Origin of the sequence: Rubripirellula tenax (assembly GCF_007860125.1) — a bacterium.
GTDB classification, from domain to species: Bacteria; Planctomycetota; Planctomycetia; order Pirellulales; family Pirellulaceae; genus Rubripirellula; species Rubripirellula tenax.
The window spans coordinates 653,898-669,335 of record NZ_SJPW01000005.1 but is presented as its reverse complement, the minus strand read 5'-3'; the positions used below and the strand labels follow the sequence as shown (position 1 = coordinate 669,335).

The 15,438-nt window shown below is 56.8% G+C and carries 14 protein-coding genes; 11 read left to right on the top strand and 3 right to left on the bottom strand.

Annotated elements, in window-relative coordinates; genetic code table 11:
- Positions 1 to 264 precede the first annotated feature (264 nt).
- From Poly51_RS20855 to Poly51_RS20820, 8 genes are all read left to right on the top strand, one after another.
- Positions 265 to 939, top strand: coding sequence for a 3-keto-disaccharide hydrolase (locus Poly51_RS20855; RefSeq protein ID WP_146459701.1), 675 nt, complete (start codon positions 265 to 267; stop codon positions 937 to 939).
- Entirely contained in the window at positions 936 to 1,562 is a 627-nt protein-coding gene (locus Poly51_RS20850; protein ID WP_146459700.1) for an HAD family hydrolase, read from the top strand. The genes Poly51_RS20855 and Poly51_RS20850 overlap by 4 nt, the downstream gene beginning before the upstream one ends.
- A 126-nt stretch (positions 1,563 to 1,688) precedes the next feature.
- Entirely contained in the window at positions 1,689 to 3,290 is a 1,602-nt protein-coding gene (locus Poly51_RS20845; RefSeq protein ID WP_146459699.1) for a Ppx/GppA phosphatase family protein, read from the top strand.
- Positions 3,287 to 4,177, top strand: a complete 891-nt coding sequence (locus Poly51_RS20840; protein ID WP_146459698.1) for a DUF72 domain-containing protein — start codon at positions 3,287 to 3,289, stop codon at positions 4,175 to 4,177. Before Poly51_RS20845 ends, Poly51_RS20840 begins: the two co-directional genes overlap by 4 nt.
- A gap of 43 nt (positions 4,178 to 4,220) precedes the next feature.
- Positions 4,221 to 5,513: a protein-L-isoaspartate(D-aspartate) O-methyltransferase gene (locus tag Poly51_RS20835; RefSeq protein ID WP_246114653.1), complete on the top strand. Its 1,293-nt coding sequence runs from the start codon at positions 4,221 to 4,223 to the stop codon at positions 5,511 to 5,513.
- A 239-nt stretch (positions 5,514 to 5,752) separates the two neighbouring features.
- Positions 5,753 to 7,096, top strand: a complete 1,344-nt coding sequence (locus Poly51_RS20830) for a TIGR03000 domain-containing protein (protein WP_246114652.1) — start codon at positions 5,753 to 5,755, stop codon at positions 7,094 to 7,096.
- A gap of 208 nt (positions 7,097 to 7,304) precedes the next feature.
- Positions 7,305 to 8,054 (top strand): hypothetical protein, encoded by a 750-nt coding sequence (locus Poly51_RS20825; protein ID WP_146459696.1) that lies wholly within the window; start codon positions 7,305 to 7,307, stop codon positions 8,052 to 8,054.
- A complete protein-coding gene (locus tag Poly51_RS20820) occupies positions 8,051 to 9,469 on the top strand; it encodes an HTTM domain-containing protein (RefSeq protein ID WP_146459695.1) in 1,419 nt (472 codons plus the stop codon). The genes Poly51_RS20825 and Poly51_RS20820 overlap by 4 nt, the downstream gene beginning before the upstream one ends.
- A 108-nt stretch (positions 9,470 to 9,577) precedes the next feature.
- Here the strand turns inward: Poly51_RS20820 and Poly51_RS20815 are convergent, their stop codons facing one another.
- Both Poly51_RS20815 and Poly51_RS20810 read right to left on the bottom strand, forming a co-directional pair.
- A complete protein-coding gene (locus Poly51_RS20815; protein WP_146459694.1) occupies positions 9,578 to 10,162 on the bottom strand; it encodes an RNA polymerase sigma factor in 585 nt (194 codons plus the stop codon).
- Between the two features lie 286 nt (positions 10,163 to 10,448).
- Positions 10,449 to 10,769, bottom strand: a complete 321-nt coding sequence (locus Poly51_RS20810; RefSeq protein WP_146459693.1) for a hypothetical protein — start codon at positions 10,767 to 10,769, stop codon at positions 10,449 to 10,451.
- 178 nt (positions 10,770 to 10,947) lie between these two features.
- Between Poly51_RS20810 and Poly51_RS20805 the strand changes: the two genes are divergently transcribed.
- The 3 genes from Poly51_RS20805 (at position 10,948) to Poly51_RS20795 (ending at position 14,769) form a co-directional block, all read left to right on the top strand.
- The gene (locus tag Poly51_RS20805; protein WP_146459692.1) at positions 10,948 to 11,961 is read left to right on the top strand and encodes a ComF family protein; all 1,014 of its coding nucleotides are present in this window, start codon (positions 10,948 to 10,950) and stop codon (positions 11,959 to 11,961) included.
- A gap of 124 nt (positions 11,962 to 12,085) precedes the next feature.
- The gene (locus tag Poly51_RS20800) at positions 12,086 to 13,066 is read left to right on the top strand and encodes a DUF502 domain-containing protein (RefSeq protein ID WP_146459691.1); all 981 of its coding nucleotides are present in this window, start codon (positions 12,086 to 12,088) and stop codon (positions 13,064 to 13,066) included.
- 206 nt (positions 13,067 to 13,272) lie between these two features.
- Positions 13,273 to 14,769 carry a family 16 glycosylhydrolase gene (locus tag Poly51_RS20795; RefSeq protein WP_146459839.1) on the top strand — a complete coding sequence of 499 codons (1,497 nt, stop codon included), beginning with the start codon at positions 13,273 to 13,275 and terminating at the stop codon, positions 14,767 to 14,769.
- On the opposite strand, the gene Poly51_RS20790 is transcribed toward Poly51_RS20795, so the two are convergent.
- Entirely contained in the window at positions 14,722 to 15,399 is a 678-nt protein-coding gene (locus tag Poly51_RS20790) for a PEP-CTERM sorting domain-containing protein (protein WP_146459690.1), read from the bottom strand. The genes Poly51_RS20795 and Poly51_RS20790 overlap by 48 nt on opposite strands.
- Between the last annotated feature and the right edge of the window lie 39 nt (positions 15,400 to 15,438).

The window sequence follows — 15,438 nt, the reverse complement described above, 5'->3', positions numbered from 1 at the left end:
GAACCGCCAATTCTCTGCGACTCTACTCGGCGGACGCATCCTGTCGACCATCCGTCGCAAAAGCGGCCTCGGCAGTCCGCTTTGGCGGGTGCTGCGGAGCCTGCGTTTTCGGGACTGCAAGTAACCGGAACCCGACAGAAACTGACGATTTCGGGAGAATCTAAAGACAGAATCGCCGAGTCTCGATCTTGTTCAGCGAAAGGAGACTGGCGGTCGGCAATCGACTAGACTTTGGCCTCAACCTCCTAATTTGAAAGACCTTCTATGATGATTCTGTGGCGGATCACCGCGATCTTGGTGTGTTTCTCTGTGTCCGCTTGGGCGGAAGATCCGGTCGCGGTGGTCGACGACTTCGAGTCTGAGTCATTGCCCTTGTTCGATGGAGAATCGCTGGCGGGTTGGGAAGGCAATGCGTATTGGTTTCGCATCGAGGAAGACGACCTGAATGGCGATGCGATCGTGGCGGGTCGGCTGGACGAAAAGATTCCTCACAACGAATTCCTTTGCACCACTCAGAATTACGAAAACTTCGAACTTCGGTACGAGGTAAAGTTGGTCGGTGAAGGGAAGAACGCGGGGGTTCAATTCCGTTCGAAGCGAGTCAGTGGCACGACCGAAGTGTCGGGTTATCAAGCCGATGCCGGCGAGGCCTGGGATCGTCCCGTTTGGGGAGCCTTGTATGACGAGTCGCGTCGCAGGAAGATGTTGGCCGAAGGCGACAAGGAAAGCGTCGTCAAGCTGGTCCGTCGCGACGGTTGGAACGCGATGCGAGTCGTATGTCGCGACAAGCACATCGAAATCTACTTGAACGGCGAAAAGACGATCGATTACACCGAAGACGACGATTCCATTCCGACCTTCGGTGTGATCGGTTTGCAAATCCACAGTGGTCCGCCCACCGAGGCCTGGTACCGTAACCTTCGCGTGAGACAGTTTTGAAGATTCAATTCGTGTATTTCGATCTCGGCAACATTCTGCTGTCATTCGATTTTGCCGTTGCCCATTCGAACCTAGCCAAGCTGTTTGGGGTTTCGCCGGCGAACGTCAAAGCCGCGGTATTCGACAGCGGCTTGGAAGACCGTTTCGAACATGGCGAGTTCACGCCGGAACAGTTCGCCCAGCACGTTTGCAAATCCATCGGTGTCACGGGCGACCCGCCGCCTGCCGGCGAAGTACTTGATGCGATCAGCGACATGTTCACGCCGATTCATCCCATGTTGGGCATCATGGATCGCGTTCGATGCAGCGGTCGTCGCGTCGGCATTCTGTCGAACACCTGTCACGCACATTGGGATTGGGTGATCCGTCAAAACTACGATGTGATGAAGGCCGATTTGGAGGTCACGATTCTTAGCTACGAAGTTGGAGTGATGAAGCCGCATCCGCGGATCTATGAAGCCGCAGAGAAAGCCGCAGGGGTCTCGCCCGACCAAATCCTGTTCATCGATGACAAGCACGAGAATGTGGATGCGGCGATTGCCAGGGGATGGAACGCGAGGCAGTGTTTCGGCGGGCCCGAGGCGATTGCGGTGCTCGGCGAGTATGGATTGTTGGCCGATTGACGGATTGGCAGTTTTGCCCCGGATTCGCGGCAGTTATGCGGGGTTGGCGTGTCCCGCTGCCGAGGCTTGAGGTTGGCGGTATGATGATGGAACTCAGGTTATCCCCGTATCGCTTTTCACGCATTCATGTCCAAATTGAAAGCTTCACCCCCCACCGAGCACCCGATTTCGACCGTTCCGCCGGGCACGGTCCGTACGGTGGCGGTGATCGACATTGGCGCGACGAGCATTCGGATGGCGATTGCGGAAATTCAACCCAATGGAGAGTTTCGGACACTCGATACGTTGGTCCAATCGGTCGAATTGGGACGCGAAGCATTTGACAATCGTCGGTTGTCGCGGCACAGCATTGAAAGGTCCGCGTCGGTTCTGAAGCGTTACAAGCGTGTGTTGCGAGAATACGGCGTGACGTCGCCCAAAGATGTCCGCGTCGTCGCGACCACGGCGGTCCGTGAGGCGATCAATCGGTTAGCGTTTGCCGACCGAATCTATGTCGCGACGGGTTTCAATGTCGATCCGATCGACGAAGCCGAAGTAAGCCGTATCACGTACATGGGTGTGATGCCGCACTTGCGAGCTCACCCCGAATTGGCGGACGGCAAGTCCATTGTCGTCGAAGTCGGCGGCGGCAATACAGAGATGCTGATCGTTCGTGGCGGCAACGTGTTGCACAGCCAGTCGTTTCGGTTGGGATCACTGCGATTGGTCAAAACGCTCGAGGGAGTCCGGGCCAGCGCACCACGTCGCCGTGCGATGTTGGAGAGTCACATTCGCCGGACCGTGCTCCAGATCACCGATGCGATCAAGAATGATACGGCGATTCACTTGATCGCGTTGGGCGGTGACATGCGATTCGCGGCTCACCAATTGCTAGACGACTGGGACGGCAACTCGCTCGCACTGCTGCCGACGGCAAAGTTGGAAAAGCTAACCGAGAAATTGTTGTCGTTGAACGAAGACGCGATCGTTAAACGATACAACGCCAGTTTCATCGAAGCCGAAACGGTTGGGCCGGCACTGTTGTCCTACACCTTGTTGGCAAAGCATTTCGAGCTTACCAACATTCACGTTTGCGACACCAACTTGCGAGACGGCCTACTGCATGACATGGCCGTCGGTGGTACGTGGACCGCCGACTTCCGCAACCAGATCGTTCGTTCGGCTTTGTCGTTGGGGCGAAAGTTCAATTTTGACGAGTCGCACGCGCGGAACGTCGCCGAGCTGGCTCGGAAATTGTTTGATCAGCTTCGTGGTGAACACGGATTGGATGATCGCCACGAAGTGCTCTTGTTCGTCGCGGCGCTATTGCACGAGATCGGCATGATGGTGAACGTGCGAAGCAATCACAAGCACGCGCTTTACTTGATCCGGTACAGCGAATTATTCGGGCTCTCGCGAGACGAATTGTTGCAGGTCGGTTTGGTGGCGCGATACCATCGCCGCGCCTATCCTCAACCCGCCCACGAAGCATACGGCACCTTGCCCCAGTCCGAACGCGTGATGGTATCTAAGTTGGCAGCGATGTTGCGATTGGCAATCGCTTTGGATGACACGCGAAGCGGCCGTGTCCGCGAAATTCGATGTGTCATCGAGTCGAAGCGGTTGGTGATCAACGTGCCGGGATTGGATGACGTTTCGCTGGAGCAAGTTGCGATGCGTGAAAACTCGGGCTTCTTTCGAGACACGTTCGGGTTGCCGGTGCTGTTGCGAGCCGGGAAATTGGAATGAGTCGTTCGGTATCGGATTTGCCGTTCTTTTTAGGTTGTCCGGTCTGGAGTTGCCCCCATTGGGTCGGGCAAGTTTACCCGCCGCGAACGCCGCGATCGGATTGGTTGAACTGGTACACGCGGACGTTCAACACGGTCGAAGGGAACAGTACGTTTTACGCGTTGCCGACGATCGAGACGTCCAAGCGATGGGCCGACGAAGCAGCGGATGGCTTTCGTTTTTCGTTCAAGTTTCCGCGTGTGATTTCTCATGAATTGATGCTCCGTAACGCCGATCGCGAGACAGCGGCGTTTTTGGATTGTCTGTTGCCTTTGGCGGACGCGGATCGATTGGGGCCGACCTTTTTGCAACTGGGGCCGTCGTTTGGGGCCGATCGGTTCGATGTGCTCGAGCGCTTTTTGCGTCGGTTGCCGGCGGAGTGGTTGTGGGCGTTGGAGCTGCGACACGCCGATTGGTTTGATGAATCGGTTCATGAACTTCGTGTCGACGAGATGCTGCGTTCGATGCGCATCGACAAGGTTTTGTTCGACAGTCGACCGCTCTATCAATCGCCTCCCGACGACGACATCGAAGCTGTCTCGCAAACTCGCAAGCCCAAGACGCCGATTCGGCAAACCGCGACGGGGCAATCGCCGATGTTGCGGATCGTCGGACGCAATCGACCCGAGTTGGCGGATGCCTACTTTGATGAATGGGCGCCGACGGTTGCACAATGGATCCGCCAAGGGCTGCGTCCGTACGTGTTCACGCATGCTCCCGACGACGCACGAGCGCCCGAGCTTGCCCGCCGTTTCGCCGCACGGATGGCGATTGAAATGCCAGATTTGTCGTTTGAAATCGCGTCGCCGCCGATGCCGCCCCGTCAAATGTCATTGTTGGATGAATGATGCGTTTGCTTTCAAAATCGAGCCAATAGGATCGAAGGTCAGTATGAAGTTGTTAGCAATCACTCAGAAGGTTTTGATCGTGACCGGAATCATTTTGCCACGACTGATTTTGCCAGGCGAATCGGATGCCGCCGATCCGTACGAAGCCATCCGAAACGAATTGGTCGAGACGCGGATTGCGAACGCGGGTGTTACGAATGTTCGTGTGTTGGATGCGATTCGAAGTACGCCGCGGCACGAATTTGTTCCTAAGAGCCAGCTCGCCCGCGCCTACTTTGACATGGCATTGCCGATCGGCAGTTCGCAAACGATCAGCAGCCCGTTCATTGTCGCGTCGATGACCGAGGCGCTGGATCCAAAGCCGACCGACATCGTGTTGGAAATCGGTACCGGCAGCGGGTACCAGGCGGCCGTTCTGAGCCCGCTGGTCGAGCATGTCTATTCGATTGAGATCGTTGACGAGCTGGGCGAGCAAGCCAAACGCACATTGACGCGGCTCGGGTATCCGAACGTGTCGACTCGCGTCGGCGATGGGTTTCTGGGTTGGCCCGAAGCGTCGCCGTTCGACAAGATCATCGTCACGTGCAGTCCGGAATCGGTGCCCAAGCCGTTGGTGGAACAATTGCGTGAGGGCGGTCAGTTGATCATTCCCGTAGGCGAACGATATCAGCAGACCTTGTATCGGATGACCAAGACCAACGGCGAACTGGTTCGACAACCGCTGCGTCCGACATTGTTCGTGCCGATGACGGGGGAAGCCGAAGACACGCGGCAACAAAAACCGGATCCCGCAAATCCGCATGTCGTCAACGGCGATTTCGAATTGGCCGCCGAAGCGGACCAGAGCGAACTTACCGATTACGTGCCCGGTTGGTATTACGGTCGACAAGTCGTCCGGATCGAACGCGCGGGCATCATCGGTGGGGCCAATGACAATACGACCGGTCGAGGCGGCGGTGACGGGGCAGGAGTTTCTGCGTTCGCTCGCTTCACCAATGACACGCCGGGGTTGAGTTCGCATTTGTTGCAAGGCATCGCGATCGACGGCAAGCAGGTGACGATGATTCGCTTGAGCGGCAAGTGTAGGACCAAAAACGTCCAAAAAGGTCCCACGTCCGAAGCAATGCCGGTGGTCGCGATCAGCTTCTATGACAGTCTAAGGCAGGATCTTGGGACATTTTCGATCGGACCATTCCGCGGTACGCGGTCGTGGTCGGCGAGCAGTCGGTTGATGCGGGTGCCGCCTCAAACCAAGGAAGCGATCCTGCGAATCGGCCTGTTCGGCGCGACCGGGACCGCGGATTTCGATGACATTTCGATTGAAAAGATCGACTGAGGCGGCGCGTCCGGCTTTGCCGCCCTATCGGCCCCGGCGTTGCAGACCCAAGGGTGTCTTGGTCGCCATTGGAGACTGGCTATTCGCCCTAACCTGCCTTGGCGTTAAAATTTGCCAAACCAGCTTGTTCATTGCATTCGTCCCGTTATCCTTTGTGATGCGCCGGTTCAATTTAGGGAACGGCCCGCTCAGCCACGAGCCCTACATTTTAAAGAAACAGCAGGAGAATAAGTGCGGCTATGAAGTGCTCTCGAATGTTTGCGGTCGCCACGGCGACCATAATTTTGCTCGGAACCGGTTCGGTTGTGAATGCTGGCGGTTCCTGGGGTGGATCCTCGGGCGGTGGCTATGGTTCGTCCGGAGGCGGCTATGCTTCGTCCGGCGGGTCAGGCAGTTCGGGCGGCAGCCAAATGGGTCTTTTCGCTCGCTTGAAGGCGCGTCACGCGTCCAGCGGATCATCCGGCGGCGCATCTTCTGGTGGATCAAGCCAAAGCTACACTGCCGCATACTCCGGTTCCAGCAGCGGTGGATCATCGGGCGGAATCAGCAGCGGTTCGTCCGGCGGCAGCAGTGGCGGCGGAAACGTCGGTCCGATTCGCCGGTTGATGGCCAAGATTCGCGCCAACCGTGCTGCGCGTCATAGCGGCAGCCACGGCGGTTCGTCCGGCGGTGTGACTCACGCCAGCTACTCGCCAGCTTCCAGCGGCGGTTCGTCGTCCGGTGGCAGCAGCGGCGGATACGCTTCCTACAGCAACTATTCGGCTCCCGCCGTTCATTCGGTATCGCTTGGTGCGAGCTCTGTTTATGAATCCCCGATCGTTCAGTCGTCGTACGAATCGTACACGCCGATGGGCGAAACGATCATTGATAGTGGGTCGTACATGGGCGAAACCATTATCGATGGCGGATCCTACATGGGCGAGACCATCATCGATGGTGGCAGCATCATTGAATCGGCACCTTACGAAGGTCAGCCCATCGGTACGCCAGTACCCGATGATTCGATTCGCTACGAATCAGCAAAGCCCGCAGTCGAAGCTGACTCGGCAATCTTGACCGTTGCGGTTCCCGGCGATGCCGTGGTGACTGTTAACGGCCATCCGACAACGAGCGACGGAAACGTTCGTCAATTCATGTCGCGTGGTTTGAAGGAAGGTTTCGTCTACACCTACGTCGTCGACGTCACCTACCAAATCAACGGCAGCGAAAAGAAAGACTCCAAGTCGATCAAGTTGCGACCGGGCGATTCGGAAACGGTTGAATTCGATATTCCGAAGTCGGACGAGAAAGCGGAAAACGATTTCGCAAACGTTCAAGACGATGTCATCACGGTGGTCAAGTTGAACGTTCCCGCTTCGGCGAAAGTTTCGCTGGCCGGTAATCCGACCAACGGAGCAGGTGCGGTTCGTACCTTCCGTACAAAGCAATTGAAGGCCGGCGAGCAATGGACGGGCTACACCGTTCGCGTCACCGCCGAAATGGCTGGCAAGTCGGTTAGCAAGGAACGAACGGTCGACGTCAAAGCCGGTTCATTAACCGAGTTGACTTTCGACTTCAACGACGATTCGCTGGCCAGTCGCTAAGACGGCATCACAGCATCGGTAATCCCCGTCGCATCGGGTGATCTCCTTTCTTAGGAGGTCGGACGCGACGAGGGAATCGAGAAACGATGAAAGCCACGCTCCGGCACCGGAACGTGGCTTTTTTCTTGCGCGGGTGGTTGGGGGTGCCTGTACACTCGGCGGGTTCGAGTTAACGTGGGAGCACGATCCTATTCCCCGATTGATTCCAATGGTTATGACGCCTCGCCGGCCGATTGCTTTGACGCCTCGACGTCGCCTATTTCTCAGTGTCCTATTGGTTGGGCACCTGTTGGCGGTGGTCGCACCTCCATTGTCGTTCCAGGCCCGTGGACCGCTTGGCGTTTCGCCAGTCGTCGACACCGCATTGGCACCCATCCACGGCTATAGCCAAGCGTTGTACATGGACCGCGGCTATGCATTCTTTGCGCCCGATCCGGGGCCGAGCCATCTGTTTCAAGCGGCCATCATGTCCCAGGATGGAACGAAAAAAGAGCTGATGTTCCCGGATCTAAAACAGCAGCAACCGCGTCTGCTGTACCACCGGCACTTCATGTTGTCGGAGTTCTTGAACGAGATCTATCATCCGCCGGGACCGCCACCGGGTCTCGCCGAAATTGATCGCGACGAGGCAGAGAACTGGGTTCGCGCACGGGCTCGCTATGAACACGTTCGCCAATCCATCGTCCGGCACTTGCAGAGTGACCATCCCGGTCAAGACGTCGCCGTCCGTCGCATCGAGCACCTGATTCCCGACTTGATCGCCTTTCGTCAATCGCCGACACCGATCGACGATCCACAACTGTACCGTGTCATGTTGGACCGCCCCATCGGTTTGCCAGGACAAACCGGTGCGTCCGATCGCGTTGGTGACCTGGTCGCGCCGAATCGGCCTCCCGAAGCGATCCCCTCGCCCGCGAACGGGGAACCGGATCGCGAAGCCGTCGAGGTATCGCCATGACCAGGCATTCCGGCGAATCGGTTCGCGATGCGTCACCGATCACGCAAGTGAAATCCGCTGTGACGAGGTGGGCGACGGGATCGATCGATGCTTGGGATCAATTCTGGTTCGCTCCGCGACTGCCCCACTTGTTGGCGGTCCTGCGGATCTTTACCGGATTGATGTTGCTGTATTCGCACTTGGTGCTAGCCAGCGATCTGTTTTCGTTTGTCGGGCCGGATGCATGGATCGACAACGAGATCGCGAGAGGACTGCATGACGGCGCCTATGGCGTGCCGGATTGGGGACGCACGTACCTTTGGTACTTGAGCAATCCGTTGGTGTTGTGGTTGCATCACGGATTGACCATCGCGGTGACCCTTTGTTTTGCGGCCGGATTGCTGACGCGGATCACCGCGCCGCTGGCGTGGTTCTTGCAAGTGATGCTATTGCATCGATTGACAGGCGCACTGTTTGGGCTGGACCAAATCGTGACCTATTCGGCGATGTATCTGATGCTGACACCCTGTGGCAGCTGGCTAAGTGTCGACGCGTGGATTCGTAAGCGACTGGCTGACCGGATCGAATCGGATCGCCGGCTTGCGTGGTTGTTCCCCGACGCGACGCCGTCGGTGGCCGCCAACGTGGCAACGCGATTGTTTCAGCTGCATGTGTGTGTCATCTATCTGTTTGGCGGATTGGCAAAGGCGCGCGGTACTTCGTGGTGGGACGGAACGGCGATTTGGTACGCGGCCGGCAACTTCGAGTATCAGTCACTCGATTTGACGTGGATCAGCAAGTTCCCCAGGCTGGCGTCTCTGATGGCGCTGATGACGCTCGTCTGGGAAGTCTCGTATGCCGCATTGGTCTGGCCTCGATTGACTCGGCCTTTAGTTTTGGGAATCGCCGTCGCGGTTCACGGAGGAATCGCAATTTTTCTAGGCATGATCACGTTCGGCTGCATGATGATCGCGGCAAACATGATTTTTGTTCGGCCGGAATGGATGTTGGGGCTGATGGGCCACCGATTCACCGGCGAACTCGAATCGGATGATCATCTTTCCGACAATTGGAGCGATGAAGAACTTGGTGCTGAAATCGATACTGATGAAATGGCTTGGGACGAGGACGAATTGGTTCTAGAGGAAGACACTGGCAAGTCATCGATCGGTCTCGGATCGTCGATCGCAGGCGACTACGGCGTCATCGATGACGAAGCCGATACCAGCGGTATCGATGCCGACTTGGAAAAGCGGGCGGCGCAATTGGATCGTTCCGAACAGAAGCTGCGCGCCGCGGCCAAAAAATTGAAAGAGAAGTCGTCGCGAATCAAAGGACTGGAATCCAAGTATCGAGAACGAGTCGCACGTTTGAAGGAACGTGAAGCCAAGATCAAGGCCTTGGTCGATCGTCGCCGCGAATCGAAGGACGAATGACCAACGGGCGACGGTGTTTGTGTTCGAGTTGTCGACGGCAGCGCTGGCCCAATGAACAACGCCGACCTGGGACGTTTTCACGTACCCAAGCCGGCGTTGCGAGTCGAATCAAACGGCTGCTTGCAACACGTCCATTTCCTTCGCCAATCGTTTCCGCGCGACGTGCAAACGACGTTTGATCGTTCCGACCGGCGCGCCGGTTTCGTCGCTCATTTCGATCAATGACTTGCTTTGCAAGTAGAACGCCTTCAACGTTTCTTGGTCCAGGTCGCCGAGTCGATCGATGCTCTCGCGCAATGCCTTGGCCGTTTCCCGTTGCTCGGCAAACTCGTCGGGTGATCCGATCGCCAAGCAAGTTGCTTCCAACGTTTCGGGATCGCACGCCAATGCGTTGTGTGATCGCGTGATGCGGTTGATCGCCATGCGGTGGACGATCCGGCGCAACCAACCACCGAACGCTTCCGGAACTCGAAGTTGCCCGATCTTTTGCATCGCTTGGATGAAAACATCTTGCGCCAATTCTTCGGCTTCGTCGGCGTTGCGAACGCGCCGCATCGCCAGGGCAACAATGCCCGGTCGATAGCGTTGGAACAGTTCGCCGAACGCGTCTCGGTCACCGGCTTGTGCAGCCCGTACCAATTCAGCAACGGTGGTCGTTTCGGTAGCAAAGATGTTGTTTTCGGTGAAGTTCATAGCAGGTGTCTTTCATAGACCCGGCGTCCTTGGCCGCAACACCGTGCAGTGCTGCGGATGGGGGAGCGTCGGTTGAAACGCGTCCCGATGGGGAAACGTCTCAAGGGTTCTTTGTGAGGGATGCTTTTGACCGCGGGAAAACATGGGTTTGAACGAATCAAACCATCACGTGGCCGCCGAGGTCACTTGTCATCAAGCCGAAATCCATCGATATCAGTGCCCGCCAAAGCCACTTGCTTCGGGGAAACCGAGATCGACGAGAATTCCTTAGGATCGCGAGAGGGATTTAGCCTCTGTTGAACCTGGCCGGATAACTCGCCATTGCCAAACACGGTTGGCACTTGACGCCGCCGCGTTTCGTACTGGCCAAGCCCGAAAGACATTCGCTTTCGAGGCTTCCGGCCTGGACTAACGCGACGAAGTCGTCGGGGGTAATCGAGCTAAGCAAATAGCTCGACATCCCTGATGGCATCGCAAACAGAGGCATCCGGTGTAGCCATCGATGGAGAATCGAAGCGGCGACGAACGAACGAACGACGGTGATCTCACGTACCATGGCATTGACCAAGTTGCGTGTGACGGCGGCGGTGATCGAATCGAAACGCATTTCAACCTCCAGTGGCACCTGAATCAGGCGCGGCTGCGGAGCACAAAGAAAAAGACACAATGAGTTGCCAGCATTTGACGGACGCCTCAGAAAACTGAAGCCACCGACAACGGCTGCTGACCTGTTCAGGGTATACCGGAAGCGTCCAGGAAACCAGCAAACTTTTCACCCACCTTGGATGAACCGAGAAAACTGGCCCGGAAACAACCGGTCGTTGCGGATAGTCCGCTACCGTTGGAACCTCGACAACTTAGACGTCCGGCGTTCAATCAGGTTCGCACTGGTGGCGAAAAAATTGGAAAAGACTTTCGAACGTACCGCTCCGCCGCTTTCCCGGCGGATTCTAAATCACGTTCCAGACACTCTGGTAACCGCCGGTTCAGCCCTGCTGGAGCTGGTTTTGCCGCCTGTTTGCCGACTTTGCAGTGCCCCGGTGGGCGTGGGAAAAGATTTTTGTGGAAACTGTGACGTGGCACTGAACCTGTCCGCTGGGGCGATGGTTTCGGGGTGTCGTCGGTGCGGCATGCCTGGTTCCATGGCGACATCGGTTCGCCCCACCAGTTCTCCCGAATCCACTTACACCGGCGAACCGACAAGCACTGACGATCGCGGCCCCGAAAACGTCGATCTGTTGCCGTGCCCGAGTTGCCGCTCATCTGGCCACGAATTCGACGGTGTCGTGGCGTTGTGGAGCTACCAAGGCCGCGTCACCGACGCGGTCATCGCTGCGAAATACGTCCACAATGCCCCGCTAGCCGACGCCATGGGCCGACGTTTGGGTCAACGGGTCCAATGCGATCTGAACCAAGTCCCCGCTGACTGCGTCACGTACGTTCCCTCGCATCTGACTCGCCAGCTAACCCGCGGCGGAAACGGGAACCTGGCGATCGCTGAAACGGTTGCACGAGTCATTGGGCGGCCCTGTGGGAGCTTGCTGAGGGTGAATCGCAGGATCGACAAACAGGCGTGGCTTGACGACGAAGCGAGGGAAATAAATGTTCGCGGTGCGTTTTCGGCCAGAAAAAGCTATGCTCTTCCTAGATCGCCCCGAATAACTAATCGGCATATCCTGGTGGTCGACGATGTGTTGACGACGGGCGCGACGGCGAACGAGGTCGCACGCGTTTTGAAACAGTCGGGCGCCGCAGGGGTGACCTTGGCTGTCGTGGCGCGGGCCGTTCGACGCAGTTAGACGAACAGTGAGTGAGCACCCGCCCGAAGCCGAATCGAAGATTGATTGAAATTGACGCCCATTTTGACGAGTCCGTACTTTGGCGGATCGGACTCAACCGACGCACTACCCATTCACGGATCCGATGACTTCAGACCAAGCCCCCCACCCCGATTCCTCGCTCGATGACCCCAAGCCTGCGCGTGGCGCCGGTTTTCGTCGTGCGATCTTGCGAGGATTGGGCGTCGTTCTGCCGCCACTGTTGACGATCGTCGTTTTGATTTGGGCTTGGAATACGATCGAAAGCTATGTGCTTGGGCCGATCGAAAGCCAAATTCGTCGTGCGATCGTTTGGAAGATCGAAGACACCTATGCCGAAGTACCGCGTGGGGCCATTGCCACCAACGAGCGGCGGCTAGATGGGTTCACGTACGAGGGCAAACGATACGTTCCCGATCCCACGGGGCGACGTTTTTTTCCCGAGTACGTCAAGAGTATTGTGGACGAGCGAACCGATTACTTCGGTCCGTTCGCACCGCCGCCCGCCAGCGCCAAAGCGTATTGGCACCGATACGTCCAGCTCGAATACATGCCTCGCACACTCGTGGTGCCGGTCTTCTTGATCGTGTTTACGACGGCGCTCTTTTTCTTGGGGCGTTTGTTCACGTTCGGGTTGGGGCGTTGGTTCGTCCATGCGTTTGATCGAACCATTTTGAGCATCCCGATCGTCAACAAGGTCTATGGCAGCGTCAAGCAAGTGACCGATTTCGCGTTCAGCGAGCGTGAAATCGAATTCAACCGAGTGGTTGCGATCCAGTATCCGAGTCAAGGAATTTGGTCACTGGGGTTCGTGACCGGCAACAGCATGAGCGAGATTTCCGACGCGACGGGCGAGCCGATGTTGAGCGTCTTGATGGCGACAAGTCCCATGCCCATGACGGGATTCACCGTGACCGTCAAACGTAGCGAGGCCATCGATTTGAATTTGACGATCGACGAAGCGATCCAGTTCATCGTGTCTTGCGGCGTTGTCGTGCCTCCGCAACAACGCAGCGGCAAAATGGTCGCGTCAAAACCAAAGTTGAAGTCGGCGATCTCATCGGCGTTGGATTCGACAGGCTGCTAGTGCCTCGTCCACGACCCTAGTATGAAATGTGGTTGAGGAGGATCAGGATTCGTTGCTTTTCACGGCGACAAAAAATTCGGCCGGCGAACAAGTCTCGTAATTGAATGAATTTCAAGATATTACAGGATTCCATCGACCTCACCTTGCGGACGTAGGAATAGACTTGGCGCTTACTTTTTTCGATTCACCTTTCCGCAGTGCATCCTATGTCTAAGCAGTGCATCGACGTCTCGGTCTTGTGTGAAGTTCGACCTTTGCCAGGTGTTCGACGCGGATTGCTAAATCGCCTCTTGCCGTTGGTCCTGCTTGCTTCCTTGTCACTGTCGGCGCATTCGGTTTTAGCCCAGGCGCCTGCCGTCTCTGGTTTCGATCTCGCTTGGCTGGATGAGTTCGACGGAATGTCCATCGATTCGTCCAAGTGGGACGTCGCCGACACCAACGTGCCGACGAACAATTCGCTGCAAGACTATCTTCCCGACCAAGTGAGTGTTTCGGGTGGCAACCTTGTCATCACGGCCGAGAACTCTGCTTCGCGCGGACTCCCCTATGTCAGCGGAAGCGTGATTAGCAAAGTTGCCCAACAGTACGGTCGATGGGAAGTGCGAGCAAATCTGCCGACCGGTAAAGGGATGTGGCCAGCCATCTGGCTTTTATCTGACACCACCAAGAATGCTTGGCCGAGTCAGGGTGAAATCGACATCATGGAGAACCGGGGCGACCAACCGAATTTGACCAGCAGTGCTTTTCACTATGGGACGAATCCGCCCTTCAGTCATCAGTTCGTTGCGAAGGAGCAACAGTCCGTCGCGGGTGGCAGCCAAGTCAACTACCACAACAGTTTCCACAACTATGCCGTGGAGTGGGACAACAAACAAATTCGCTTTTATGTCGACGATGTTCATCACGCGACCGTCCGAGACTCGGATACCGGCGGGTTTATTTCTCGGCAAAGCGATGGAATGAATGTGATTCTTAACCTTGCCGTGGGAGGCGATTTTTTAGACAACCCCGACGCTTCCACGCCGTGGCCCCAAGACTTCCGCGTCGATCATGTCTATGCCTACACGAAAGCGGATAGCGATCCGGTCATGACGTTCGACAACGGTTCGTTCGACGACAATGGCGGCTCGTTGGCTCATTGGTCGACGTATGGAAACACAATCGGTGCCGGCACCAACGTTCGTGGTGATAACCAGCATGTTGCCTCGGGCGATGGAGCCTTGAAACTCTATGGCCAGTTCGACGGAACGGAAAACTATTCCGGCGTTGAACAGGGACTTACCGTCACCGGCGGCGAAACACTGTTTGCACAAGCAAGTGCATTCGTCGATTCGAACGATTCGATCTTTGCAACGGACAACTACGCCGTTCTAAACATCGACTATTACAACCAACAGTACGGTGAGTTTGGATCGGGCCAGTACATCGGATCGGATTCCGTGGTGCTGGCTGATGGAGCAACGTTGAATGATGTTTGGCTGACGCGTCAGCTTTCATCGGTTGTCCCCGACGGCGCGGTCGAGGCACGGTTGGCACTCGTATTCGTTCAACCCCAGTTTGCCGGCGGCGCCGTGCACATCGATAGTGTTCGGTTCTTTTCAGCTGCCGCGGTCCCCGAACCAAGCACCTTGTGGATGCTTGTGGCGATAACCGGCTTATGCTTCGTCCGACGGAAAAGCCGATCGTTTTCGGCGTCGACGTAACAGCAGAACGCAACCACTCACCGCGAGAAAAGCGTAGGTTGCTGGTTCCGGGACGGCTTGCACGACATTCAACCGAACGTCATCGATCAGCACCGTGCCCGGCAGATTGCCGCCACCGATCGGACCGATTCCTTGACTGAACTCGATGAAGGCTGCCTCGGCACCCACCGGGACGACACCTAGGTCATAGGTGATTTCTGTCCATGTGGTCGGGTTGATGCTGTTCTGGAAGAACTGCAGGCCGCTGTTGGATAGAATGACACCGTTGGCGTCCAAGTACCTGAGTGCGAACAACGCGTTGCCGCTTGTGCCAGCAAACCCCTTGGACCAGAAACTCAACAGCGGATTGTCGCCCGGCGTTAGCGGTGGCAACAGCCCGTCATCGATCGAGTTTTGCAACATCACCGCTGCATTCAATTCCGGTGACATCAGCGACGCCGAAAACGATCCGGTCCGCGCGTCCGTCGACCGCGTGTACCCCGAGGCGGCGATCAGCCAAGATGCGGCAGGTGTCGTCGCACCCGCATTCTCGAAACCACCATTGGCAAATCCGTTCACCGTGGCAGCTTGGGCCGGCGAGTAAAGGGTAAACACCAGTACGGCCATAGCCGCCATCTTTCCAGCTGTCATTTGATCTACTTCCCGTGCGGCGATCAGCCAATGAAGCAG

What these genes read in the sequence shown, in the direction of transcription:
- Poly51_RS20840 (WP_146459698.1), top strand. Translation starts at nt 3,287, where the DNA reads ATGAGTCGTTCGGTATCGGATTTGCCGTTCTTTTTAGGTTGTCCGGTC.
- Poly51_RS20805 (WP_146459692.1), top strand. Translation starts at nt 10,948, where the DNA reads ATGAACCGAGAAAACTGGCCCGGAAACAACCGGTCGTTGCGGATAGTC.
- Poly51_RS20790 (WP_146459690.1), bottom strand. Translation starts at nt 15,399, where the DNA reads ATGACAGCTGGAAAGATGGCGGCTATGGCCGTACTGGTGTTTACCCTT.
- Poly51_RS20855 (WP_146459701.1), top strand. Translation starts at nt 265, where the DNA reads ATGATGATTCTGTGGCGGATCACCGCGATCTTGGTGTGTTTCTCTGTG.
- Poly51_RS20815 (WP_146459694.1), bottom strand. Translation starts at nt 10,162, where the DNA reads ATGAACTTCACCGAAAACAACATCTTTGCTACCGAAACGACCACCGTT.
- Poly51_RS20835 (WP_246114653.1), top strand. Translation starts at nt 4,221, where the DNA reads ATGAAGTTGTTAGCAATCACTCAGAAGGTTTTGATCGTGACCGGAATC.
- Poly51_RS20845 (WP_146459699.1), top strand. Translation starts at nt 1,689, where the DNA reads ATGTCCAAATTGAAAGCTTCACCCCCCACCGAGCACCCGATTTCGACC.
- Poly51_RS20800 (WP_146459691.1), top strand. Translation starts at nt 12,086, where the DNA reads ATGACTTCAGACCAAGCCCCCCACCCCGATTCCTCGCTCGATGACCCC.
- Poly51_RS20810 (WP_146459693.1), bottom strand. Translation starts at nt 10,769, where the DNA reads ATGCGTTTCGATTCGATCACCGCCGCCGTCACACGCAACTTGGTCAAT.
- Poly51_RS20795 (WP_146459839.1), top strand. Translation starts at nt 13,273, where the DNA reads ATGTCTAAGCAGTGCATCGACGTCTCGGTCTTGTGTGAAGTTCGACCT.
- Poly51_RS20825 (WP_146459696.1), top strand. Translation starts at nt 7,305, where the DNA reads ATGGTTATGACGCCTCGCCGGCCGATTGCTTTGACGCCTCGACGTCGC.
- Poly51_RS20830 (WP_246114652.1), top strand. Translation starts at nt 5,753, where the DNA reads ATGAAGTGCTCTCGAATGTTTGCGGTCGCCACGGCGACCATAATTTTG.
- Poly51_RS20820 (WP_146459695.1), top strand. Translation starts at nt 8,051, where the DNA reads ATGACCAGGCATTCCGGCGAATCGGTTCGCGATGCGTCACCGATCACG.